Below are 25474 nucleotides of genomic sequence, written 5' to 3'. Positions count from 1 at the left end.
TTAATTGATTTTAGAGAGTTTACAATGAGCGAAAATACGTGGCGAGAACTCACTCAAAAAGCCAAAGCATTGGATGAAAAAAGAATCATCGACTTGTTTTCCGAGCAACGATTTGATGCCTTTTTCTATTCGGCGTTAGGTATCAATATCGACTTTTCCAAAAATAAAGTGGATAAGCAGTCTCTTGATCAACTGTTTAAATTGGCTGAACAAAAACAGCTAGGCATTGCGATTGAAGCGATGTTTTCTGGACAGCCGATCAATAACACTGAACAGCGATGTGTGTTGCATACTTTGCTTCGAGCGAGTGATTCGAAGCTTCCACAATGGCACGAAGTTGTCGAACAAAAGAAAAAAGCGAGCGACTTTGCACGAAAAGTTCGCCAGGAAGAGCTGATCGGAGCAACCGGAAAAGCGATTAATACCATCGTTAATATTGGAATTGGTGGCTCGGATTTAGGGCCGCAATTATTGGTCGATGCGTTTCAGGAAAAAATACCTGAGCAACTGACGATTCACTTTTTAAGCGATGTGGATCACAACCGTATTGAGCAACTACTTGGTTCCATCGATGTTGAGCGCACCTTATTTATTCTTTGTTCCAAATCGTTTACCACCTGGGAAACGCAAACCAATGCGTCAATTGTGATCAACGTATTAAAGCAAAAACTGGGTGAAGCGCGTTGGGCAACGCATTTTGCAGGTGTCGCGGTCAATCAAGCCGCAATGAACGACTTTGGTATCCCACCGGAACATCAGTTTTTAATTTGGGATTGGGTCGGTGGTCGATACTCGGTATGGTCGTCGATTGGTTTGGTCGCGCGAATCGCTTTAGGTAATGAATGTTTTGAAGAGCTTCTAGCCGGTGCCGAAGCAATGGATCAACATTTTCAATCGACACCTTTCCAACAAAACCTACCGGTGCTGTTAGCGTTAATCCAAATTTGGAACATTAACTTTCTTAATCATTCGGTATTTATAACTTTACCCTATCGACATGGGCTGAAGCTTTTTCCAGACTATCAACAACAATTGGAAATGGAAAGTAATGGAAAACGAGTTGATAAAAAGGGCCGTCCTTTGTCTCACTCAACCTGTCCGTATATCTTTGGCCAACTCGGCCTCAATGCGCAACATGCGTTTATGCAATTGGTTCATCAAAGTCAGCACAACACTTATTTGGAGTTTATTGCCGTACCCGAGCAAGACACTCCATTTGAAGAAGATGTTGCGTTCCGTAGTTTTTTGGCGCAATCGCGAGCGTTAATGCTGGGAACGGAAAATGAAGTGAACGAAGCAAAAGTCTGTCCAGGTGATCGACCGTCCACAACTTTGATACTCGATGAGATGTCTCCTCGAGTTTTGGGATCGCTCATCGCTTTATATGAACACAAAGTATTTGTGCAAAGCGTTATTTGGGAGATTAATGCCTTCGATCAGTTTGGTGTTGAGTTGGGTAAAAAAATTGCTGTTCAATTGGATAAGTCGGCAGCTTCCGATCCGCTTGTGGATGAGTCGACGCGAGAATTGATTCGGCGATTTGGGAAATAAAGTGACGCGGTACGGGGAACGAGGTGAAATTTTATCGAACCTCGAACCTCGAACCTCGAACCTCGAACCTCGAACCTCGAACCTCGAACCTCGAACCTCGAACCTCGAACCTTATTTTTCTTCAGTATCCCGCTTATGAAAGAGAAGAAAAATAACGCCAATCACGATTCCACTCACAGCGCCCCAAAGGTGCGCATCAATGGCGACTTCCGCGGCTATCATTTGTTTTACCGATTCTGAACTGCCGTAAATTTGTTCGTAAACCAGCTTGATACTCACCCCTATCAGCAAACCTATCGAAGTGAAACGGTTTTTGAGGATATCGGCAATTCCGAATGCGACGATTGTTCCGTGCAATGCGCCCGATAAACCAACGTAATTCATCATTTTCTGGCTAAAGATTAACAAGAGCAGGGTATTAACGAGCATCGGCCAGACTAGGAATGACGATTGCCAGCGGGCGTTACCTATGTCCCAAAATATCAACCAGATTAAAAACAAACCTCCCATGTTTAATAACAGATGATTCCAGTTGGTATGTAACAAGTTAGCGGTAAATAAACGCCACAGCTCACCATCCAGAATGGCACTTCGTTGGTAAGCTAACCATTGTTCCAACTGTTCGTTAAATAAATGCAAGAGCAGGCAAATAACAGCAACAACGATCGGGATTGAGTATCGGTAAATAATTGTTTTCATGGCGGTTATTGTAATCATCTTTGGTTTGGCTGCAAGCTGAAAAAGAAAATGGAGCGGGGTAGTCGGTACGAGGTGCAGGGCAGAATGTAAAAGTACTAGGTTGCAAAAAAAACGATTGATATCCTGGTAAGCTCAATACAATGTATTTATAGAACTTAGAACTTAGAACTTAGAACTTAGAACTTAGAACTTAGAACTTAGAACTTAGAACTTAGAACTTAGAACTTAGAACTTAGAACTTAGAACTTAGAACTTGAAAACGAAAAAAGGCCACGATTTCTCGTAGCCTTTTCGATTACCCTAATTTGGCTCCCCCTCCCCGATTTGAACGGGGGACCTGCGGATTAACAGTCCGTCGCTCTAACCAGCTGAGCTAAGGGGGAATAGTCCGTCCCTCTCGGAACGGAGCGCAATATTATAAGAACAATGTGAGTCGGTCAACAGGGAATATGGGAAAAATTTAAAAAAATTAACGGATTGTATTAACTATCGGCAAATTGTTGAAAAGATGAGCAAAATTCAGTTTCGAGCCGCGAGTGACGAGTTTCGAGTAAAAAATCGTCAAGTTTCACTTGACAGAAAATTATGAATTTTCATTATTTTCGCAACTCGCAACTCGCAACTCGCAACTCGCAACTCGCAACTCGCAACTCGCAACTCGCAACTCAACCTCTGGCTTGTGTATAATTGCAATCCCTAAGTCAATTTGGCTCAATTATGTCAAAATCCTTCCAATTGAACACACCTTTCAAACCTGCGGGTGACCAGCCAGCTGCCATCGAAGCGTTGTTGGAAGGATTGGAAAACGGTTACGCACACCAAACATTGCTTGGGGTTACTGGGTCAGGGAAAACCTATACCATGGCCAATGTCATTGCTCGCTCTAATCGACCGGCATTAATCATGGCTCCGAATAAAACTCTTGCGGCGCAACTGTATGGCGAAATGAAAGAGTTTTTTCCTAATAACGCCGTTGAGTATTTTGTCTCTTATTACGATTACTATCAGCCCGAAGCCTACGTACCCACGACCGATACCTTTATCGAAAAAGACGCTTCGATTAACGATCACATTGAGCAAATGCGGCTATCCGCCACGCGTGCCATATTAGAGCGACGCGATGCCATTATTGTGGCATCGGTTTCAGCGATTTATGGATTGGGTGATCCGGAGAAGTTTCACGCCATGGTGATGCACTTAAAGGTCGGCGATGAAATTGATCAGCGTGGGGTACTTCGGCGATTGGCGGAGCTGCAATACACGCGAAACGATCTCGATTTGCAACGGGCAACTTACCGGGTTCGTGGAGATGTCATCGATATTTTCCCTGCTGAGTCCGAGCGTGACGCTATTCGAGTCGAACTGTTTGATGATGAAATCGAACAAATCAGTCAGTTTGATCCTCTGACTGGTGAAGTGATTAAAAAGTTGTCAAGAGCAACGGTTTTCCCCAAAAGTCACTACGTCACCGGCCGACAAACCGTACTGGATGCCATTGAAGACATCAAAGAAGAGTTAAAAGACCGGCTGACGTTTTTCGAAAAAGAGCACAAATTAGTTGAAGCACAACGATTGGAGCAACGCGTAAAATTCGATATTGAGATGATGATGGAGCTGGGCTATTGCTCAGGTATAGAAAACTATTCACGCTATTTATCAGGACGTAAAACGGGCGAAGCGCCTCCGACATTGATTGACTATTTACCTGAAGATGCGTTGATGATCATTGACGAAAGTCACGTTACGGTGCCTCAAATCGGCGCCATGTTTCGAGGCGATCGCTCACGGAAGGAAACGCTCGTCAATTACGGATTTCGACTGCCTTCGGCTCTCGATAACCGGCCATTGAAGTTTGAAGAGTTTGAGCGTTTGGCGCCACAAATGGTATTTGTTTCCGCGACGCCGGCGGATTATGAAAAAGAGCATTCCGGACAAATTGTCGAGCAAGTGGTGCGACCGACAGGGCTACTGGATCCGGAAGTCGAAGTTCGTCCGGTGGCCACTCAAGTGGACGATTTAATGTCCGAAATTAACCTGCGTGTTGAGAAAAATGAACGGGTATTAGTGACTACGTTGACCAAGCGAATGTCAGAAGACTTAACCGAATATTTGATGGAGCATGGTGTAAACGTTCGTTATTTACACTCAGATATTGATACGGTCGAACGCATGGAAATTATTCGCGATTTGCGATTGGGAGAGTTTGATGTGCTGGTTGGGATCAACTTGTTGCGTGAAGGTTTGGATATGCCCGAAGTGTCGCTTGTTGCGATATTGGATGCCGATAAAGAGGGCTTTTTACGCTCAGAACGTTCCCTGATCCAGACCATCGGCCGAGCCGCTCGAAACTTACAAGGCAAAGCGATACTTTATGGCGACCGAATCACCAAATCCATGCAAAAAGCGATTGATGAAACGAATCGTCGTCGCGAAAAACAAGCGGCTTTCAATCAACAACATGGCATAACGCCAAAAGGAGTTTCTCGCGCCATTGGCGACGTGATGGATCTTGGAAACGCTTCGCGACGCAGTAAAGTGAAACTGACGAAAGTGGCGGACAAGAAGGGGAAGTATCAAGTTTTGACTCCGGCTCAAGCGGAAAAAGAAATTGCAATGTTAGAGAAGCAAATGTACGAGTGTGCGAAAAACCTCGAATTCGAAGAAGCCGCTAAAATTCGTGATAAAATCACTTCGCTTCGCGAACAGGCTTATGTGAATTAGGACGACTTTGTCGGAGGGGTGGGTAATTGGCAAATTGTTGCTATAGCGTGTATGCTTTCAGTAACAGGTTTTTTAACATTAGGTAAACCATACGAGTTTCGCATGAACATCGAAAAAATGTCATTACATCAAAAAATTGCATTAATGGAAGATTTGTGGACTTCATTATATAAGTCTAAATTAAGCTCACCATCTTGGCATAAGGAAGTACTAAATGAGCGTAAGAAAGTTATGGATTCTGGTAATGCTGAATATGTCACGTTGGATGAGATAAAAAATAATAACAGTGAACATTAAGGAAATTTTATTACTCAAGGAAGTGGAAAGCGACCTTTTGAGCGCCAGAGATTTTTATAATCAACTTGAACAAAATATTGGCGATTACTTCTTTGATTGTATAATTTCGGATATTGAATCATTAAGAATTTATGCGGGGGTTCATGAGTTACACTTCGGTTTTTATAGAATGCAGTCGAAGAGATTTCCTTACTTTATTTACTATGAAGTGCAAGAGTTAACTGCAATCGTAGTTGCGATACTTGATACAAGACAAAATCCCCAAAGGCATACCGAAAGGCTTAAAACTTAGGATAATATTAGAATGAAAAAAGTACTGGTAACCGGAGGGACCGGTTTTATAGGCAGTCACACCGTAATTCAACTGCAACAAGCTGGCTTTGAAGCAGTTATCATCGATAACTTAAGCAACTCGAAAGAACTGGTACTGGATCGTATTCAGGCAATTACCGATATACGCCCAGCGTTTTATCTTTGCGATATTCGAGATCGAGCGGCATTAAATGAATTATTCGATAAATATGCATTTCACTCGGTTATTCACTTTGCGGGCTTAAAAGCGGTTGGCGAATCAACCGAGTTACCGCTTAAATATTATGAAAATAATGTTGCTGGCACAATAACTTTGTGTCAGGTAATGGCAGAACACGGGTGTAAAAATATTGTCTTCAGTTCATCGGCAACTGTATATGGTGATCCGGCTTCGGTCCCAATTAAAGAAAACTTTCCTACCAGTACGACCAACCCCTACGGCGCCAGTAAGTTGATGGTGGAAAATATTCTAACCGATATGCAAAAAGCGGATCCTGAATGGACTGTGATATTGCTACGCTACTTTAATCCTATCGGAGCCCATAAAAGCGGTACCATTGGTGAAGATCCGAAAGACATTCCTAACAACCTATTACCTTATGTGACTCAAGTTGCTGTAGGAAAACTGCAACAACTCTCCGTATTCGGTAACGACTACCCAACGCACGATGGTACGGGTGTTCGCGATTATATACACGTCGAAGACTTGGCTGCAGCTCATGTTAAAGCGGCACAAAAACTCGAAGGGCTATCAGGCACGCGAATCTATAACCTGGGCACTGGTCAGGGCTATTCGGTACTGGATATCGTTAACACCTTTGAAAAAGTAACTGGACAAAAAGTGAACTACCAGATAACCGACCGTAGATCGGGAGATATCGCTGAGTGTTGGGCCGACGCTTCACTTGCGGCAAAAGAGTTGGGCTGGACAGCAAATCGTGGATTGGAAGAAATGCTGAAGGATGCTTGGCGTTGGCAGTCTCAAAATCCTGAAGGCTATTAATCGGGAGTGAGGGAGCGGGTAACTAGGAGCGAGGTAAAATCTTTTCGAACCTCGAACCTCGAACCTCGAACCTCGAACCTCGAACCTCGAACCTCGAACCTCGAACCTTAAAATCAATCGTGTTGATTTTACGCTTGCATTGGGCATATGAACTCGTTACTATACGCGCCTCTTTTTGAGACACTTCTCAAAATAGGCGCGTAGCTCAGTTGGTTAGAGCACCACCTTGACATGGTGGGGGTCGTTGGTTCGAATCCGATCGCGCCTACCAATCTTCCTCTTTTGAAATAAGCACATTCTCTAAGCGCGAACGATGAGAACCAACGAAGTTGGTTTGACAAATTTGTCGGGAACAAATTTGAACATCGCGATAGCTATGGCCCCAAAGGGGCAGTCTACAGGACGTAGGCTGTAATCCGATCGCGCCTACCAATTTACCCCCATTAAAAAAATCATAATTTTCTCGCAACTCGCAACTCGCAACTCGCAACTGATTTAATGTATAATTCAACCGTCTCATTGAAGCTAAGAAAAGAAATGAACTATGAAGTTAGCTCGGCTCAGCTGTGTTTTTTCTTTTTTCCTATTTATCAATAATTTAAGTGCAGATGGTGGCGTTCGAACCTATTTCGAGACGCGCATGGCGGCTGTTTTTGATCAACTGCAGCAATACCCTGATAAATACAAAGATCCCGTCCAACTCAGGTCGTTGGCTGAAAAAGAAATTATCGAATATTGGGATATTGACTCAACGTTACTGTTGTTAATTGGACGCAGTCAGTGGTCTTTGATTGAAAGCGATCAAAAAAACTCCCTAAGGGGCTCCTTTAGAGATACTTTGGTGCGTTACTTTATGGAAACGCACGCTTATTACACCGGTCAACCGGTTTCGCTTGAAAGCGTTAAGTTGAACCCGGAAGAAGACAAAGGCTGGATCACTTTGAAAATAAAACTTGAATATATGCCCGATATCACCGTCGATTTGAGCGTCATAAAAGAAAACCAAAAATGGTTGTTTCGAGATTTGCGGTTTCAAGGGATCCGCTATACCAAAATGAAACGAAACTATTTCCAAACGTTGCTGAAACAAAAAGGTGTTGAGCACCTAATCAGCGACTTATCATCAAAAAACCAGGCATTTTTTCAATCATTGAATAGAAGCCAACTTGCGGATCCATCATGAGTGACTATCAATGGTACCTGGTGGCTACTAAGCCCCGGCAAGAACAACGCGCCCAGGAGCATCTTAACAACCAACAAATTGAACATTTATTACCCATCGCTGAAGTGGAAAAAATAGTGCGTGGAAAACGCGAAATTAAATCAGAGCCACTTTTTCCTGGTTATGTCTTTGTGCGGTTGTCGGCTGACTCTATACAATGGTCTAAAATTCGCTCAACACGTGGCGTTCGGGACTTTGTGCGTTTTGCGGGACAACCGGCGATAGTTCAAACGCCAATCATCAAAAGTATTCAGCAACGATTCGGAGATAACGGTCAAAAAATCTCGCTCTCGAAAATACCAAAACAAGGTCAAAAAGTTCAGGTAAAAGAAGGGCCGTTTAAAGGGCTTGAAGCTATTTTTAGCACCTTAGATGGTGAGCACCGGGCTATTATTCTTTTGGATATATTAGGTAAGCAACAGAGGTTAATTGTCGAGTTGACTGATGTGGCGATTTAATAACCAAGTCAAGCACTTAGCGTAAAATAAAGTGTTGCTTTTCGTTTCAATGTCATAAAACATTCATTACAATAGCGGCTCTCAAAATTTCGACGGATTTCATATCTAGGCACACTGAAAGCCTGAATTCAGGGGCGGTAGCGTGCTTAATCTCATCCATAACACGTATTCATTGATTCATGAAAATTATAAAAGCAAGTATTTTATTCTTTGTTGGGCTTAGTAGTGTCTTTGCGGCTCAGCAAATGGATACTTCAAAGGCAAAGGAAATGTGCTCGAAAGCAACGCCACAGCAAAAGCAAATGGCGAAAGCTGCCGGATACGATTTGGACTCTTTGTGTGCGTCTCTAGAGATCTCCCAGCAAAGTGTAGAAGAGCTTCAAGCGACGGATAAACCTTTGGTAGTCGCAAGAGACGCAATGACCGAATTGGAAAAGAAGGAAGAAGAGGAAGTAGCCAAGGAACAACTAGCACAGGAAAAAGTCGCGTTAGAACCCTTTGGTTATGATTTATTTGAAGGAGCTCCAACAACTTTTGCTCCCGCGACTTTAATACCCGTCCCTGCTCAATATGTGATTGGTCCGGGAGACGAAATTCGCATTCAGCTTTTTGGAAAAGTCAGCTCGCAACTGTCTTTGATGGTGAGTCGAGATGGGAATATTCAGTTTCCGGAGTTGGGACCTATTTCGGTGATCGGTTTAAGCTTCGAAGAAGCTAGAACCATGCTATTAAAACGCGTTAAAGAGCAAATGATAGGGGTTGATGCCAGTATTTCTTTGGGAGAACTGCGGAGCATTCAAGTGTTTGTGTTGGGCGAAGCCTATCGACCAGGCTCCTATACGGTTTCATCCTTGTCTACGATGACCAATGCGCTTTTTGTTAGCGGGGGCGTAAAAACGATTGGCTCATTGCGTAATATACAATTAAAGCGTCAAGGTAAGCTGGTTACAACGCTCGATCTCTACGATTTATTGCTTAAAGGTGATACCTCGGGTGATACACGGTTACTTCCAGGTGATGTCATTTATATTCCACCTGTCGGTAAAACGGCTGCCATTGATGGTGCCGTTAAACGTCCTGGTATCTACGAGTTAACGTCTGAGTCTTCGGTTGGCGACTTGGTTCGTTTAGCGGGCGGGTATCGAACCACCGCTTACAAAAAAGACTCTCGACTGACTCGGATTAGCGATGATGGCTTCACGCGTGTCATTGATTTGGATTTAACGTCCAGTGCTGATAATCGCGCAAAGTTGGAAGCTGGTGATCTTTTATTGGTGACTGAACGACTCGAAGTGAAGCGTAATTGGGTTAAGCTTTCCGGACATGTTTATCGAGAAAAAGAGATGGCCTGGCGAAGCGGTTTGAAAGTTTCGGATTTGATTAAAAGCTACAAAGAGCTCAAGCCCTTACCGCAAATCAATAGTGCGATTTTAGTGCGTGAGCAACAGCCGTTGCGCAACCTCTACATTGAACTGGTTGACTTAAAGCAAGCGTTGGACAACCCTAGAAGTGAAGCCAATATTACATTAAAACCGCAAGACGAATTGATTGTGCTGGGGTACACAGAGGAACGCGAAGAGCAACTTATGGAGCTGATCGATAAGCTGTTTAAACAAGCCAGTTCAACAGAACATTCTCAAGTGGTTGCTGTTAGTGGAACCGTACGTTATCCCGGTCAATACCCGTTGGCGAAAAACATGACTGCTCAAAGCCTTATCGAACTGGCTGGAGGATTAGCAGAATCTGCTTACACCTTAACGGGCGAAATTACTCGTGTTTCAATGGACGATCCCGAAAAAACCGATGTTCAACATTTTTCTATTTCTTTTGACGTGAATTCAACAAATGCGTCGAACAATTTTAGGTTAAAATCGCGGGATGTAGTCAATGTACGTCAGCGCCCAGAATACCGCGAATTTGCTCTAGTTGAAGTGAAAGGTGAAGTGAAGTTCCCTGGAACGTACCGAATCAAAAAAGGTGAAACCTTAAAAGATTTAATGAGACGAGTGGGCGGGTTTACTGACTTTGCACACATTGAAGCATCTGTTTTTACCAGACAAGAGCTCAAAGAACGCGAAGAAAAACAACTGCGCGAATTGAAAGAAAAACTAAAATCGGATATTGCCAATGCACAGCTCGAACAGTCGAATGTGGGTAAAAGTACCAATTTAAGTGGACTTGAGCAATTGTCGGAATCATTGGATGCGACAGAAGCGCTTGGGCGTTTGGTCGTCGATATCAAGTCCATACTTGCCGAAAAATCTGAAGACGTAATCCTAAAAGACGGTGATCAATTAATTGTACCAGCCTTTCGTCAGGAAGTCAGCGTAGTCGGAGAAGTACAGCATCCTGCATCTCACTTGTTTGATCCATACATTACCTTTGAAGAGTACATCGAACGAAGCGGTGGTGAAACCGAGAAAGCTGACGACGAACGCATTTACATCGTGAAAGCCGATGGCTCAGTCGTATTGCCGTACAAATCTGGTTGGGTGAATGCTCTCGGTGTTCAAATTGAGCCGGGCGATACCATTGTCGTTCCACTTGATGTTGATTCCATGAATAGCTTGGCGTTATGGACACAGGTGAGTCAGATTATTTATCAGTTGGCTCTTGGCGCTGCAGCGATTACCCGACTTTAGTCGGGTAATCAGTTTCTAGTTACGAGTTAATAGTTTCTAGTTAAATGCAATTCCGACAATTAGAAATCTGGAAACGTAGCAAAGCTTTATCTGTTGATGTTTATAAATTAGCATCGAAGATGAAAGACTATGGGTTTAGAGATCAGATTACTCGATGTGCTTTGTCAGTACCCTCCAATATCGCTGAGGGATTTGAAAAAGACTACACAAAAGAAAAAATTCGATTTCTTGCCATCTCCAAAGGCTCATTGGCCGAATTTATAACTCAAACCGAAATTGGTATAGAGATCGAATACATAGATTTAAATAAAGGTTTGCATTGGATTAAAGAAGCTGAAGAGTTAGCAAAAATGATTGCAGCCTTAATAATTAAACTAAAATCTTCTAGCAACTAGCAACTAGCAACTAGCAACTAGCAACTAGCAACTTAAAACTTTTAGGGAATAATGAAGCAAGTACGTTACATAATTATCTTGGCTGTAATGCTGTGGGGAGTTCTAGCGAACTCCGAACCGTTTATAAAAACAGACAACCTATGGTTACGCTCAGATATCGAAACCTTGGCAAACCTAGGGGTCATTAAAACACCAATTTCCACCTGGCCGTTAACTTGGGGGCCCATTTTAAAAGATTTGCGCGCCGCGAAATTAACGTCGATTCCAGAAGAGTATCACAGTGCCTATTTTCGTGTTTTAAGAAAAGGACGGTTAGAAACCGGTAAAGAGAGTACTTTTACTGAAGTTCGGCTGAGTTTAAATCAGGAACCCCAATTATTTCGATATTTTGGAGATAAATCGCGGGAAAAAAGAGAGTTCTCTACACGTAACGCCGGTATGACGAGTAATTTTGCTTGGAACGTTGAAATTACAGCCGTTCCTGAAGTCACTGGAAATAACAAAAAAAAGCGGTTTGATGGCAGCTATATCGCAGGTATTGGTGGAAATTGGATCTTCTATGCAGGTGAAGTAGAAAAATGGTGGGGCCCCGGTTTTCAAAACTCACTCATACTTTCTAATAATGCGAAGCCAATTCCAGCGATTAACTTTCAACGCAATTACGCCGAAGCTTTCGAGTCTCCTTTGTTAAACTGGATCGGTCCGTGGTCTTTTCAAGCTTTTGTTGGTCAGTTAGATGACGCAAGAACTGTTAATGATGCAAAGTTACTTGGCATGTCGGTAACACTTAAACCTCTGGAGTCGTTGGAAGTAGGTTTTCGCCGTACCGCGCAGTGGGGTGGTGATAATCGACCAGAAACCTTCGACTCGTTAATTGATATGTTTATAGGGTTAGACAATTGCGATGAAGGAGATTTGTCGTGTGAAGGTACCCGTAATGAGCCGGGAAACCAATTAGCTGGAATTGACTTAACTTGGCGAGCCAACTTTGGCATTCCTACGAAACTTTATGTTCAAATGGTCGGTGAAGATGAAGCTGGATATTTTCCTTCGAAAAAGTCTTACCTCTACGGCTTATCGTTTAATACTTCAATTTTTGACTCCCCACTGCTAATTAATTTGGAAACATTAGAAACTACCGTCGATGGGGATGGTAATGACCTAGAAATTCCATTTGAAGGATATAACACGCTATATGAGCATTACCTTTATCGTCACGGCTATCGATATTATGGTCGCTCTATGGGAAGCACTATCGATAACGACTCAAAATCAATCGGAGTTACAGCAGTATATCAAACTTCAAAATGGGGCAAGGTCACGTTAGGTAATTCGAGTGTTCGATTGAATAAAGATGGCGCGAGTGTTCCATCGCCTGGCGGTCATTCGATTACTCAGCAATCCGTTAAATTTTCTGAAGTGATATTTAAATGGCAATATCCAACGCAGCAGTTTGGTGATTTTATCTTTATTGCCGCGTCGAGAGATGAAGACTTATCAACAAAGCTTGGTTTTTATGAAACAACGTCTCTTGGTGTTGACTGGATTATTCGATTTTAAGTATAAACTTTAGACGACGTTTCCTAGTGGCGAATTTCGCGCAATCGGAAATTGTTAATTCAATCTAAAACTCTAATACTTTTAAACTTGAAACTCAAAAATATTCTATGTCAAACGAAGAAACTGTTACCTGCAGCTCAAAGCTAGAAACCCGAATTTGTGATCTTGAATTACAAAACAAGAAACTTAAAGCTGAAGTTTCTATCCTCGCATCTCATAACTCGTACCTCTCTCCTCAATTTGACTCGTCTGACGAGATTAACTTAACTGAATTATGGAATGCGATATGGAAAGGAAAGTGGATAATCTTTATTATTACCTCTATTTTTGCTCTTGGCTCCGTTCTTTATGCACTGTCGCTTCCTAGTGAATACAAGTCAACTGCAATTTTAGCTCCAGCTTCCTCCTCAAGCTCATCTAATTTATCAAAGCTAGCAGGTCAATTTGGTGGCTTAGCTTCTCTAGCTGGAATTAATCTTGGAGGAGGGTGGGCTGATGATAAGGCAACTATTGCCATGGAAATTATTAAGACCTGGGGGTTTCTGGAAGATTTTATTAAAGAGAACTCTATTGAGGCAGAAGTATTTGCCGCCAAAAGCTGGAGTCGAGCTACTAATACTTTGATTTATGATTCTGATATATATGATGTCGAGAATAAAAAGTGGGTTAGAAGTTTTGACCCGAGTAAAGGAGAAGTAGCGGAGCCAAGCAGTTGGCGGTTATATGAAGAATTAAAAGACCGAATTAGTATTAGCCAAGATAAAACATCCGGCTTAATAAGTTTGTCTGTAGAATATTACTCTCCAAAAATTGCAAAGGAATGGGTAGATAAACTAGTTATTGCAATTAACAGGCATATTCAAAAGCAAGATAAGTCAGAGGCTCTAAAAAGTATAGACTATTTAAATAAACAAATTCAGGAAACTAACGTTGCGGATATGCAATCGGTATTTTATCAGTTAATTGAAGAGCAGACTAAATCATTGATGCTTGCAGAGATAAATGACGAATTTGTTTTAAAAACGGTTAGTCCTGCAAAAGTACCAGAAAGAAAATCAAAACCTATAAGGAGTTTGATCGTAATTTTAAGCACCATCTTAGGAGGTATTGTGTCCGTCGGGTATGTGTTAGTCATGAGGTTGTTTATGTCGAATGACAAAACGAACTAATTTTTTTAAGAAGGTTTTTGTTCTTTATCAAAAAAGATAGTAGAAGAAATTTGTGGAGTATAAATTATGAGCAAGGCTAATAAAACAGCTTTGATTACTGGAGTTACAGGACAGGATGGTTCTTATCTTGCAGAGTTTCTGTTAAAAAAAGGTTATGAGGTTCATGGAATAAAACGGAGAGCTTCTTCTTTTAATACAGAGAGAATTGATCATATCTTTCAAGATCCGCATGAGAAAAATGCCAACTTTTTCTTACACTATGGAGATCTGACTGACTCATCAAATTTAACTAGAATATTGAAACAAGTCCAGCCTGATGAAGTTTATAACTTGGGAGCTCAATCACATGTTGCTGTTTCGTTCGAGTCGCCCGAGTACACTGCGGATGTTGATGCGATTGGTACACTAAGACTACTGGAGGCAATTAGATTTTTGGGTCTAGAGGAAAAAACTCGATTCTATCAAGCATCAACGTCTGAGCTCTATGGATTGGTTCAAGAAGTACCTCAAAATGAATCCACACCTTTTCATCCTCGGTCGCCGTATGCTGTAGCAAAAATGTACGCATATTGGATAACGGTTAACTATCGAGAAGCTTATGGTTTGTACGCATGTAATGGTATTTTGTTCAACCATGAGTCTCCTCGCCGGGGAGAGACTTTTGTAACTCGAAAGATCACTCGTGGTATTGCGAATATAGCGCAGGGTGTTGAGAAGTGTTTATACCTAGGTAACATGGATGCATTAAGAGATTGGGGGCATGCAAAGGACTATGTTCGAATGCAGTGGATGATGCTACAACAAAATATGCCCGAAGATTTTGTAATCGCAACCGGGAAGCAGATTTCTGTACGGCAGTTTGTTGCAATGAGCGCAAATGAAGTAGGAATTACGATTGAATTTAATGGAAAAGGAGTTGACGAAGTAGGAACTGTAGTTGCAGTTGAAGGTGAAGATGCTCCTGGAGTTAATGTCGGCGATGTTATCATAAAAGTAGATCCTCGTTATTTTAGACCAGCAGAAGTGGAAACGCTTTTAGGGGACCCGTCTAAAGCTAAAACAAAACTCGGCTGGGAACCTGAAATAACGGTTGAACAAATGTGTACTGAAATGGTGGCTTCAGATCTAGAGGTAGCTAAACGGTTTGCTCTTTTGCAAGCGCATGGATTTGATATTTCAGTTGCAAAGGAGAATTAACCAAGGCTATGAAGATACTGATAACTGGTGGTAACGGAATGGTGGGACGTAATTTAAGGAACCTTGCCGAAACACGCAATGTTGAGGTTATAGCCCCCGAGCGCAAAGAGTTGGAATTAAGTAACTTTGACCATGTCCGAGACTATTTTGATAGGGCTAAACCTGATGTAGTCGTTCATGCGGCTGGGCGAGTTGGTGGTATTCAGGCTAATATTGCCGCTCCTTATGACTTTTGTAGCATTAACCTTACCATTGGGCTAAATGTGATTAATGCTGCGTTCCAGGTTGGTATTGATAAGTTGATTAACTTAGGTAGCTCATGTATGTATCCTCGATCAGCGGAAAATCCGCTAAAAGAGAAGTTGATTCTTACCGGAGAGCTGGAGCCTACTAATGAGGGGTATGCAATTGCTAAGGTCGCAGTGGCAAAGTTAGCGGAATATATCTCGACGCAGCATAACGTGCACTATAAAACAATTATTCCATGTAATTTATATGGTTACTGGGATAAATTTGATATCAATAGGTCGCATATGATTCCAGCTGTCATTAGAAAGTTGGATGAAGCAATGACTAGTGGTTCTAAGGTTGTCGATATTTGGGGAGATGGACTAGCACGTCGCGAATTCATGTTTGCTGAAGACCTTGCGGACTTTATTTTATTTTCACTTTCTAAGTTTGAAAGTGTTCCACAAAATATTAATGTGGGCTTAGGTTTGGATTATTCTATTAATGAATATTACGAAGCGATAGCATCAGTAGTTGGATATAGTGGCGTGTTTAAGCACGATCTAACCAAACCTGCAGGGATGAAGCAGAAGTTAGTGGATACGAGCTTACAGAATCAACTAGGGTGGAGACCTAAAACTGAACTTCTAAGTGGGCTCTCAAAAACATATCAATTTTATAAAGGAGAGGTTCTCTGATGTTACCCCTTGCAACAACTACATGGGACAAAAAAGAGCTACAAGCACTGCAGGGTGTTATCGAAAGTGGCATGTTTAGTATGGGTGATAAAGTAGCTCAATTTGAAAAAGAGTTTGCAAAATTTGTCGGCAGTCAATATTGTGTTATGGTGAACTCCGGCTCATCTGCGAATTTATTGGCTGTTGCGGCCTTATTTTATACTAAAGAAAATTCTCTTAAGCAGGGTGATGAAATAATTGTTCCTGCGGTCTCCTGGTCAACTACTTATTACCCGTTACAGCAGTATGGTTTAAAATTAAAGTTTATTGATATTGATAAAGAATCTCTAAACTTAAATTTAGATGACCTTGAAAATGCAATTAGCGACAAAACTAGAGCGATATTTGCCGTTAATTTGCTTGGCAACCCTGTTGACTATTATAGGGTTTACAAAATTATTAGTGGAAAAAATATTTTACTATTGGAAGATAATTGTGAGTCATTGGGAGCAACACTCAACGAAAAACAGACTGGAACATTTGGTTTAATGGGGACTTATAGTACTTTTTTTAGCCATCATATATCAACTATGGAGGGAGGGATGGTTGTTACCGACGATGAAGAACTTTATCACTTGATGTTGTCCATCCGATCCCATGGTTGGACACGTCACTTACCAAAAGAGAACCAGGTGTGCAAAAAAAGTGATAACCAATTTGACGAGTCGTTTCGTTTTGTTGTACCAGGTTATAATTTGAGGCCGCTCGAAATGTCTGGTGCTCTGGGGATTGAGCAGCTTAAAAAGTTACCTAGTATAATCGAAGGCCGAAGAAGAAATGCAACTTCGTTTAAAAAGTATTTCTCAGATATACCGGGGATTTCTATTCAGAAAGAAATGGGGGAGGGAAGTTGGTTCGGCTTTGCTATTCTAGTTAAGGGAGGTAAAAAAGTGAGGGACGAATTGGTAAATAAATTGTCAGAAGTTGGAGTTGATTGTCGTCCTATTGTAGCTGGGAATTTCTTACGTAATTCGGTGGTTAAATATTTTGATTATACAGTTCATGGAGAATTAGAAAATAGTGATTATATTCATGAGCAAGGATTTTTTATTGGCAATCATCATTTTTCGATAGAAAATGAACTAGAAACTATTGCTGGAATAATTAGAAAAGCTACTTCATAATCAACACATAAGAGTTATTTTAATTATGGTCTTTGCATAAACGATCTTCAAAGAAGATAAGAAAGCTTTAGCTAAAAATTTTTGCCTAATGTTTACTATTAAGCACGTAAAGATAATATTTGAAAATCTAAAAAAATAGTTCATGGCGTATACAATTGAAATAATACCTTCTAAAGTAACTTTTACTAGCGAAGATAACTTACTGAACGATGCTCTATCGCAGTCAGTTCCTCTTGAATATAGTTGCAAGAATGGGAGCTGTGGTGTTTGTAAAGCAGAGCTACTTTCAGGAGTAATTGAAAATGAACATGGTGAATCGGTTACATCCGGTGAAATCTTAACTTGTTGTAGTAAGGCAAAATCTGATCTAACTCTCCGCGCCCAATATCATCCTGAGTTAGTTGGTATTAAATCACAGGTTGTGCCGTGCAAAGTGGATACATTTAGTATTGTATCCGATGATATAATTCTACTTACGTTTCGTTTGCCGCCTACAAAAAAGTTTTCCTATTTGCCTGGTCAATATATCGACTTAGCTTTTAATGGAATTGTTCGGAGTTACTCTATTGCTAACGTTCAAACTGTACCGTCGCGAATTGAACTTCACATTAGAAAAGTTAATGGGGGAATGATGTCTAGTAGTTTATTTAGCGGAGTCAAAAATGATGTACTAATGAGAATAGAAGGCCCCAAAGGCTCTTTTTTTGTCCGCAATGATAACAAACCATTAATTTTTCTTGCCGGAGGGACAGGGTTTGCGCCAGTAAAAGCAATGGTTGAAGGTCTGATTGCAGAACAAGATTCTCGAGAAATTAACATTTACTGGGGGATGCCTAAAGCTGCCTCCTTTTATAGTGACGTAGCTGAACATTGGGAAAAGGAATATGAAAGCATCAAATATACTCCAGTGCTTTCAGAAGTTGATGATACTTGGCAGGGCAGAACTGGGTATGTCCATCAAGCTGTAGTTGAAGATTTCGCATCGTTAGAAAAGTATCAAGTTTATGCATGCGGTTCACCTATTATGATTGAAACAGCGAAAAAATCATTTTTAGAAAAAGGGCTTGATGCTCAAAATTTCTTTTTTGATGCGTTTACAGCTGCAAAATAAATATTCTAGATATTAGGAGATAATATGAAAGCGGTTATTTTAGCAGGGGGATTTGGTACTCGTCTAAGCGAGGAAACTGCACTTAAACCAAAGCCGATGATAGAAATCGGCGGTAAGCCTATCCTTTGGCATATTATGAAAATGTATTTGAAGCACGGTATTAATGATTTCGTGATTTGCTGCGGGTATAAGGGATATCTAATTAAGGAGTACTTCGCGAACTATTTTTTACATATGTCCGATGTAACGTTTGATATGCAAGAAAATCAAATGCACATTCACAATCGTCGGGCTGAACCGTGGAAAGTTACTTTAGTTGATACTGGGGAAGCTTCTATGACCGGTGGGCGCTTAAGAAGAGTTTCTGAGTATTTAAAAGGAGAAGAGGCTTTTTGCTTTACTTATGGAGATGGAGTTGGTGATATCGATATTTCCAAATCAATTGAGTTTCATAATAATCACGGTAAACTAGCGACCTTAACCGCTACTTCTCCTCCTGGTCGGTTTGGCGCTCTAGATATTCAGGCCGCGCAGGTGAAAAGTTTCCAAGAAAAGCCTAGAGGAGATGGAGCTATGATAAATGGCGGCTTTTTTGTTTTGTCACCAAAGGTTATAGATTATATTGAAAATGACTTGACAACGTGGGAACAATACCCATTAAAAAAATTGGCTCAAGATGGACAGTTAATGGCCTACGAGCATCATGGATTCTGGCAACCTATGGACACTCTGCGGGATAAAATGTATCTCGAAGAATTGTGGGAATCTGGTAAAGCACCATGGAAAACTTGGAAGTAGAGTAGTGATAAATAATCAGTTTTGGAAAGATAAGCGAGTATTTCTAACAGGGCATACAGGATTCAAAGGAAGTTGGTTGTCACTCTGGTTGCAAGACATGGGGGCGATATTAAAAGGATTTGCATTAGCCCCTCCAACAACGCCAAACTTATTTGAGGTAGCCGATGTAGGAAGAGGAATGGAGTCGGTGATTGCTGATGTTCGCGATTATAACTCGCTATATAAAAGTATCGAAGAGTTTCAACCTGAAATTATAATTCACATGGCGGCCCAACCACTTGTTAAACTTTCTTATAAAGAACCAGTGGATACTTATTCTACAAATGTTATGGGAACAGTAAATCTTTTAGATTGTGTACGAAGAATTGGTGGAGTAAAAGCTGTTATTAATGTTACAAGCGATAAGTGTTATGCAAACAATGAGTGGCCATGGGGGTATCGGGAAAATGAGCCTATGGGCGGACACGATCCATACAGTAACAGCAAAGGATGCGCCGAATTAATAACTGACGCATTTCGAAAATCGTATTTTTACGAACAAGGGCTCGGCAGTAAATGTGGTATCGCTTCTGTGCGAGCAGGAAATGTTATTGGGGGAGGTGATTGGGCTATGGATAGGCTTATTCCCGATATTCTAAGAGCCTTTGAAAACGAAGAAGTTGTAGAAATTCGAAGTCCGCATTCGATACGTCCGTGGCAGCACGTTTTAGAACCGTTATCGGGGTATTTATTAACGGCCCAAAATTTATACTCGGATTGTGATGGATATGCAGAAGCATGGAACTTTGGTCCTGTAGATGAAGATGCAAAGCCTGTTGAATGGATAGTAAAAAGGCTTGTAAATTTATGGAGTAATAATACCTGCTGGCGTCTTGATGAATCAGCACAGCCTCATGAAGCTAACTATTTAAAACTTGATTGTTCTAAAGCTAAAGTACGTATGCATTGGGAGCCGAGATGGTCTTTGGAGCATACACTGAATAAGATAGTTGCTTGGCATAAAGCTTGGCTAACGGGCCAAGACATGCGTGATTACACGTTAAATGAAATTGGTCTATTCGTAGACTCCGAGCACTAATTTTGAAATTTATAAAGGTAAGATAATGAGTCAACAAGAATTGCGCTCCAAAATCAGTGAGTTAGTGGCTGAATACTCCAAATTAGAGGACGCTCAAAAACTGTTTGTATCCGGTGAAACTGTAATCCCCCCATCAGGTAAAGTTGTAGGCGTTAAGGAACGACAACTAATGGTCGAAGCTTCTCTTGATGCGTGGCTTACAACAGGTCGGTTTAACGAAGAGTTTCAGAAACGTTTAGGTAAATATTTAGGTGTAGAGTACGTCTTGACTACCTGTTCCGGATCATCTGCAAACTTGTTAGCTCTTACAGCTTTAACGTCACCTTCATTAGGCGCTAGACAGTTAAAAGCAGGAGATGAAGTAATTACCGTAGCAGCGGGGTTTCCTACTACTGTGAACCCAGCTATTCATAACGGATTAATTCCTGTTTTTGTTGATGTCGATATTCCGACATATAATATTGAACCAAGTATAATCGAAGCTGCAGTAAGTGAGAAAACTCGCGCGATAATGGTTGCGCATACTCTTGGTAACCCATTTGATTTGACGGAAGTCCGTCGCATTGCTGATAAGTATAATCTATGGTTAATTGAAGACTGCTGCGACGCATTAGGCTCCACTTATGATGGTAAGCTAGTAGGTACTTTTGGTGATATATCTACTGTGAGTTTTTATCCGGCACACCATATTACAATGGGGGAAGGGGGGGCTGTCTTTACAAATTCGAAGGAGTTAAAGAAATTAGTTGAATCTTTTAGAGATTGGGGGAGAGATTGCTATTGCGAGCCTGGATGTGACGATACTTGTGGTAAAAGGTTTGATCAACAGTTAGGTTCACTACCTCATGGGTACGACCATAAATATACATATTCGCACTTAGGCTACAACTTGAAAATAACTGACATGCAGGCCGCTTGTGGATTGGCTCAACTGGATAAGCTCGAAAATTTCGTTGAACAACGTAAGGCTAACTTCGCATATTTAAAAAAAGGTTTGCAAACGTGCTCTGAATTTTTAGAATTACCTGAAGCGACACCAAACTCAGAGCCATCATGGTTTGGCTTTCCTATTACTCTAAAAGAGAATAGTGGCATTTCTCGCGCCGAGTTACTGAGGTTTTTAAACGAAGCGAAAATTGGTACTCGTTTACTTTTTGCTGGCAATTTGACTCGACAACCCTATTTTGAAAATATTAATTATCGTGTTGTTGGAGAACTTACAAATACTGATAGGATTATGAATCAAACTTTTTGGATTGGTATTTATCCAGGATTATCAAATCAACATTTAGATTATGTTATTAGTAAGTTTGAAGAAATATTCGGATTAAACTTCTAAATATGTTATTTGGTTTTTCCGGTTCCTTATTTTTATTATTAGTTGATTCAACTATTTTGCGTGAAGATCGTTAGCTAACCTTACGGTCTAAAGAGCTAAAAAAGTTATATGAAGATATTTGTTTTTGGTTCATCTGGTTATCTTGGGAGTAACCTGGTCAACTTTCTTCAAAAAAATAATGAGGTATTTGCGCTTGTTCGAAATGCCTCTCATATAAGTCGATTGAAATGTTCTGATAAAAACATTATTAGGGGTATTGAAAGCGAAGATGTTTTGGCAAGTGCGTTTAGCGAAATTAAACCTGACCTGGTTATTAATTCTGTAGCTAACTATGGTCGTAATGATGAGGATATGTCAAAATTAGTTGAGGCCAATATATTATTTCCTACTCGACTGTACGAATTGTGTAAGAAATATAAGGTTAGTTGTTTCTTAAATATTGGGACTTCTCTTGCTGATAACGTGTCCACTTATGCTCTGACAAAAAACACGTTTGTGAAATTGGCTAATCTTCAATGCGACGACGATTTGAAATTCGTCAATGTTTTTCTGGAACATTTTTATGGGCCAAATGATGATAGTAGTAAGTTCTCCACTTATGTAATAAATAGTTGTTTAGAAGACAAGGATTTAAATTTAACCTCCGGAATCCAGAAGCGTGACTTTGTATACATCGAAGACGTTCTTTCTGCTTTTAGTACAATAATCGATAACTTGGATGAAATAGCCAATGGTGAAAATATACCGTTGGGTTCTGGTGTCGCTCATACAGTTATGTATATAGTGCAGACTATTGCAAATATTACAAATTCTAAATCGGCTTTAAATTTTGGCAAAGTTCCTGAGCGCGAAAACGAACCGATGCATAGTTGTGCGAATACTGAAAGATTGAAGTCGCTTGGCTGGGAATGCCGCTATAACTTAAATACCGGTATGGAAAAAACAATTATGCTTTGTGATAAGAAGAACAAAATATTGTAAGTTAAGCATAGTGTTTAAAGAAAAATATTCGATTATATTAAAAATAATGTCTGTTTTCTTTTCTTGCAGTTACGATACGGCAATCTGAGTTTACTTATTTTTTATTTCAGGACCAATAATGTCTTGGACGCTATATGTTCAAAAGGTTTTTTTCAACAATAAAAATTGACTGATGATAATTAGGTGTTTACGTGAAATTGATTTTACCTAGGTTTTTCTTTAGGGTTTTATATAAGTTATTCTCAACTCAAAAGTATAAAGACTGGTTTATGTCTAAGTATTTCGAGTATGTGAAAAACTCAGTAGGGATAAATATATATATTGGCGAGGATGTACAAGAGTTGCAAGAAAAGTTTCCTCAAAAAATTAGAATGACTAAAGAGGGCATATTATTTTCTGACGTGCACTTGTTTAAAGATGGGATAATCAGAATATCTAAAGATGTATTCTATTTAAGAGACTATTATTGGTACTATCAATTCTTATATTCACTTGCCGACCTTCGTAAAGAATATACGGATGTTGAATCTGTGGGTGATGTCGTAATGATGTGTGGCAATTACTCTAGTACCTTTAATATGTTTCATTTTCTTGTTGACAGCTTAATAGCAAACCTGCCTAAAAAAGAAGTCAATCGAAGTGAAATGTATGTGATTAATGATGTTCATGATAAGACTCAAGAGGAAGTGCTGGAGCGGCTTGGCATTGTCAACCGTATAGAGCTTGGTAATAGAACGTTACATTGCAATGAATTAAAACTTAATCTGATAGAATCAAAATGGGACCCTTCAAACGCTAAGTTACTAAGAGATGCTATTAACGTTAAATGTCCTGAGCCATGGAGAAAAGTTTATATTGCAAGGAGAGGGGCAAGGAGAAGTTTTAGAAACGAAGCCGAATTATGTTCTGTTCTTGAAGGCATGGGAATAGAGGTTGTCGATTTTTCTGTTTTGTCATTTTCTGAAAGGCAGAAACTATTATCAGAAACGATTTTACTTATCGGGCAGTATGGTGCAGGAATGACTAACATGGTATTTCTCCCCGCTGGAGCAAGAATTTTAGAAATACATCATGGACGCTGGGTAAAAGAAGATTATTGTAATCTGGCCAAAATTTGTGGCTTATCATATATGTTTTTCGCAATTCCGATAAAGCTATTTTCCAATGATGATAAATACTTGTTTTCTAATGATGACATATATCGTTTACAATTCCTGATCGATCTATCTCTTTCTGATTATGAAAGAATTTCTCTAGCGAATTAAATTTTATATTTATTACCTCAACTTTATTGCTAATTTTTTTAACTTATAGTTTAGGTTTAATTGTAGATGATAACTTCTTGCAATGTGATGAAGATATTTGGCTTTTCAAATTAAGTGTTGTTATTTGACAATATTAAAGTACTGGCTGGGTACATTTTTTGTTATTAATAGTTTTGTAAAAGTTGAGTAATTGTGTTGAGACGTTTGTTAAAATCTCTTTTAACGTCACAGTTTAGAACGAACATATCATTCGGTATTTTGTTTGTTGTTATATCGAGTTTTGTTGCTCTAGTTTTGACCGCTATTACTATTAATAATATCGGCTCAGAGTTATACGGCCTATGGACTTTGATAATAATGATAATGTTAGTGGGTACGATAGGTGACCAGGGGTTAGGAGTTCCGATAGTTCGCCACATAGCGGTTTCTTATGCTAAGAAAGACAAGGTGGCCATGCAGGAATATTATTCCACTTCGGTGGCAATCTTAGTATTTATAAGCTTATTATTTTCTGTTTTATTTGCATCATTTGCAGATGACTTTGTAAGCCTTCTAGGCATTCCTGAAAAGTATGGCACTATAGCAGAAGAATTAATCAAGGCCGTTGTCGTTGTAATGATTTGTTTTTTGGTTAATGTCATTTTTAGTTCGATATTAGCTGGAATTGGTAGAATAGATATTGTTCATAACTCAAAAAGTTTGGGAAGAGTCTTACAATTATTAGTAGTGTGGGTTGGGTTTCAGTTTGGGCAAGGTATTTGGTCTGTTTTATATGGATTAGGTGTCTACAACTTGGTCTCACTTACTATAACCTTTTGTTATGTCGTTGTGAAAACAGATATTCGTTTGTTTGAACTTAATCGATTTTCAAGTCTTAGAGCACTTGAACTATTTAAGATGGGATATAAAACTGTACTGGCAAGACTTATTTCCTTGGGTAGTGACCCCTTACTCAGGATTATCTTAGCGAAGTATGTGGGATTGAACGGAGTAAGTGCATTCGACGTTTCAAGTAAGGTTATAGGATTTCTAACGCAAATTCCAGTGTCTACATTTAGTAGTGTTATGCCTAAGATAAGTAGTATAGATGGAAAGGGGATTGATGTTCATCAAAAACTTGAATCTATAAATTCTCGCCTATCGAAATTCCTCTTATTTTATACGCTCCCCGTTTTTGTGATCTTTTTCATTTTTTCTGAAGAAATACTGACGCTTTGGCTTGGCGACTCCTTCAGTAGCACAATGAGTCTTAGCCTCAAGATATTACTTCCTATTTATTTTGTTCATGTATTTTCACACTTGAAATTGAACATGCTAATAGGCTTAGGAAAGACAGAAGTGTTGTTAATGTCATCTATCACAACTGTAGTCTCTTTGGTAATAGGAATTGCAGTAAACTTTGTTTTCCAGTTTGAACTTGGATTTGTGGGGGTTGTTCTAGCATATGGCATTGCGATATTATCGGGATGTATTTATATTCTTAGCTCCTATCAGAGGTCATATAAGCAACTAACTTATTCATAAGGTGAGTTACGTAATTATCTCTTTTGATAAAATTGTACTCGAAGAAATTGCCTTTCTTTCACA

Annotated in this window: 22 protein-coding genes and 2 tRNA genes; 22 read left to right on the top strand and 2 right to left on the bottom strand. The window is 40.1% G+C overall.

Going from position 1 to position 25474, the window contains the following annotated elements; all coding sequences use genetic code 11:
• Positions 1–24 precede the first annotated feature (24 nt).
• Positions 25–1551 carry a glucose-6-phosphate isomerase gene (gene pgi, locus ACTUJY_RS03840; protein WP_463614734.1) on the top strand — a complete coding sequence of 509 codons (1527 nt, stop codon included), beginning with the start codon at positions 25–27 and terminating at the stop codon, positions 1549–1551.
• Between the two features lie 111 nt (positions 1552–1662).
• Here the strand turns inward: pgi and rrtA are convergent, their stop codons facing one another.
• Both rrtA and ACTUJY_RS03830 read right to left on the bottom strand, forming a co-directional pair.
• Entirely contained in the window at positions 1663–2250 is a 588-nt protein-coding gene (gene rrtA, locus ACTUJY_RS03835; protein ID WP_463614733.1) for a rhombosortase, read from the bottom strand.
• A 306-nt stretch (positions 2251–2556) separates the two neighbouring features.
• Positions 2557–2633, bottom strand: a tRNA-Asn gene (locus tag ACTUJY_RS03830).
• Positions 2634–2967: 334 nt separating this feature from the next.
• Here ACTUJY_RS03830 and uvrB point away from each other — a divergent pair.
• The 21 genes from uvrB to ACTUJY_RS03725 all read left to right on the top strand — a co-directional run bounded on the left by uvrB (position 2968) and on the right by ACTUJY_RS03725 (position 25411).
• Entirely contained in the window at positions 2968–4971 is a 2004-nt protein-coding gene (gene uvrB, locus ACTUJY_RS03825; RefSeq protein ID WP_463614732.1) for an excinuclease ABC subunit UvrB, read from the top strand.
• A 102-nt stretch (positions 4972–5073) separates the two neighbouring features.
• Entirely contained in the window at positions 5074–5268 is a 195-nt protein-coding gene (locus ACTUJY_RS03820; RefSeq protein ID WP_463614731.1) for an addiction module protein, read from the top strand.
• Positions 5258–5560, top strand: a complete 303-nt coding sequence (locus ACTUJY_RS03815) for a type II toxin-antitoxin system RelE/ParE family toxin (protein ID WP_463614730.1) — start codon at positions 5258–5260, stop codon at positions 5558–5560. Before ACTUJY_RS03820 ends, ACTUJY_RS03815 begins: the two co-directional genes overlap by 11 nt.
• Before the next feature lie 12 nt (positions 5561–5572).
• Positions 5573–6583 (top strand): UDP-glucose 4-epimerase GalE, encoded by a 1011-nt coding sequence (gene galE / locus ACTUJY_RS03810; protein WP_463614729.1) that lies wholly within the window; start codon positions 5573–5575, stop codon positions 6581–6583.
• A gap of 194 nt (positions 6584–6777) precedes the next feature.
• A tRNA-Val gene (locus ACTUJY_RS03805) sits at positions 6778–6854 on the top strand.
• A gap of 273 nt (positions 6855–7127) precedes the next feature.
• Positions 7128–7766 (top strand): MlaC/ttg2D family ABC transporter substrate-binding protein, encoded by a 639-nt coding sequence (locus ACTUJY_RS03800; RefSeq protein ID WP_463614728.1) that lies wholly within the window; start codon positions 7128–7130, stop codon positions 7764–7766.
• On the top strand, positions 7763–8263 hold the full coding sequence (rfaH, locus tag ACTUJY_RS03795; protein WP_463614727.1) for a transcription/translation regulatory transformer protein RfaH: 501 nt from the start codon (positions 7763–7765) through the stop codon (positions 8261–8263). The genes ACTUJY_RS03800 and rfaH overlap by 4 nt, the downstream gene beginning before the upstream one ends.
• Before the next feature lie 245 nt (positions 8264–8508).
• Positions 8509–10905, top strand: coding sequence for an SLBB domain-containing protein (locus tag ACTUJY_RS03790; protein WP_463614726.1), 2397 nt, complete (start codon positions 8509–8511; stop codon positions 10903–10905).
• A gap of 44 nt (positions 10906–10949) precedes the next feature.
• A complete protein-coding gene (locus ACTUJY_RS03785; protein ID WP_463614725.1) occupies positions 10950–11300 on the top strand; it encodes a four helix bundle protein in 351 nt (116 codons plus the stop codon).
• 51 nt (positions 11301–11351) lie between these two features.
• Positions 11352–12860: a capsule assembly Wzi family protein gene (locus ACTUJY_RS03780; protein WP_463614724.1), complete on the top strand. Its 1509-nt coding sequence runs from the start codon at positions 11352–11354 to the stop codon at positions 12858–12860.
• A 107-nt stretch (positions 12861–12967) separates the two neighbouring features.
• Entirely contained in the window at positions 12968–14029 is a 1062-nt protein-coding gene (locus tag ACTUJY_RS03775; RefSeq protein WP_463614723.1) for a Wzz/FepE/Etk N-terminal domain-containing protein, read from the top strand.
• A 66-nt stretch (positions 14030–14095) separates the two neighbouring features.
• On the top strand, positions 14096–15226 hold the full coding sequence (gene gmd, locus ACTUJY_RS03770; protein WP_463614722.1) for a GDP-mannose 4,6-dehydratase: 1131 nt from the start codon (positions 14096–14098) through the stop codon (positions 15224–15226).
• 8 nt (positions 15227–15234) lie between these two features.
• Positions 15235–16152 (top strand): GDP-L-fucose synthase family protein, encoded by a 918-nt coding sequence (locus ACTUJY_RS03765; protein WP_463614721.1) that lies wholly within the window; start codon positions 15235–15237, stop codon positions 16150–16152.
• Positions 16152–17315 (top strand): DegT/DnrJ/EryC1/StrS family aminotransferase, encoded by a 1164-nt coding sequence (locus tag ACTUJY_RS03760; protein ID WP_463614720.1) that lies wholly within the window; start codon positions 16152–16154, stop codon positions 17313–17315. The genes ACTUJY_RS03765 and ACTUJY_RS03760 overlap by 1 nt, the downstream gene beginning before the upstream one ends.
• Positions 17316–17457: 142 nt before the next feature.
• Entirely contained in the window at positions 17458–18426 is a 969-nt protein-coding gene (locus ACTUJY_RS03755; protein WP_463614719.1) for an FAD-binding oxidoreductase, read from the top strand.
• Between the two features lie 24 nt (positions 18427–18450).
• Positions 18451–19224, top strand: a complete 774-nt coding sequence (gene rfbF, locus ACTUJY_RS03750) for a glucose-1-phosphate cytidylyltransferase (RefSeq protein ID WP_463614718.1) — start codon at positions 18451–18453, stop codon at positions 19222–19224.
• A 4-nt stretch (positions 19225–19228) separates the two neighbouring features.
• Positions 19229–20302 (top strand): CDP-glucose 4,6-dehydratase, encoded by a 1074-nt coding sequence (gene rfbG, locus ACTUJY_RS03745; RefSeq protein WP_463614717.1) that lies wholly within the window; start codon positions 19229–19231, stop codon positions 20300–20302.
• Positions 20303–20327: 25 nt separating this feature from the next.
• The gene (rfbH, locus tag ACTUJY_RS03740) at positions 20328–21641 is read left to right on the top strand and encodes a lipopolysaccharide biosynthesis protein RfbH (RefSeq protein WP_463614716.1); all 1314 of its coding nucleotides are present in this window, start codon (positions 20328–20330) and stop codon (positions 21639–21641) included.
• A gap of 108 nt (positions 21642–21749) precedes the next feature.
• Entirely contained in the window at positions 21750–22622 is an 873-nt protein-coding gene (locus ACTUJY_RS03735; RefSeq protein ID WP_463614715.1) for an NAD-dependent epimerase/dehydratase family protein, read from the top strand.
• A gap of 191 nt (positions 22623–22813) precedes the next feature.
• Positions 22814–23887 (top strand): glycosyltransferase family 61 protein, encoded by a 1074-nt coding sequence (locus ACTUJY_RS03730; protein WP_463614714.1) that lies wholly within the window; start codon positions 22814–22816, stop codon positions 23885–23887.
• A gap of 192 nt (positions 23888–24079) precedes the next feature.
• Positions 24080–25411 carry an oligosaccharide flippase family protein gene (locus ACTUJY_RS03725; protein WP_463614713.1) on the top strand — a complete coding sequence of 444 codons (1332 nt, stop codon included), beginning with the start codon at positions 24080–24082 and terminating at the stop codon, positions 25409–25411.
• Positions 25412–25474 lie beyond the last annotated feature (63 nt).

This window comes from Pleionea sp. WD8-19, assembly GCF_055326765.1.
Note: the sequence above shows the minus strand (reverse complement) of the source record. Positions and strands in the feature narration are given on the sequence as shown.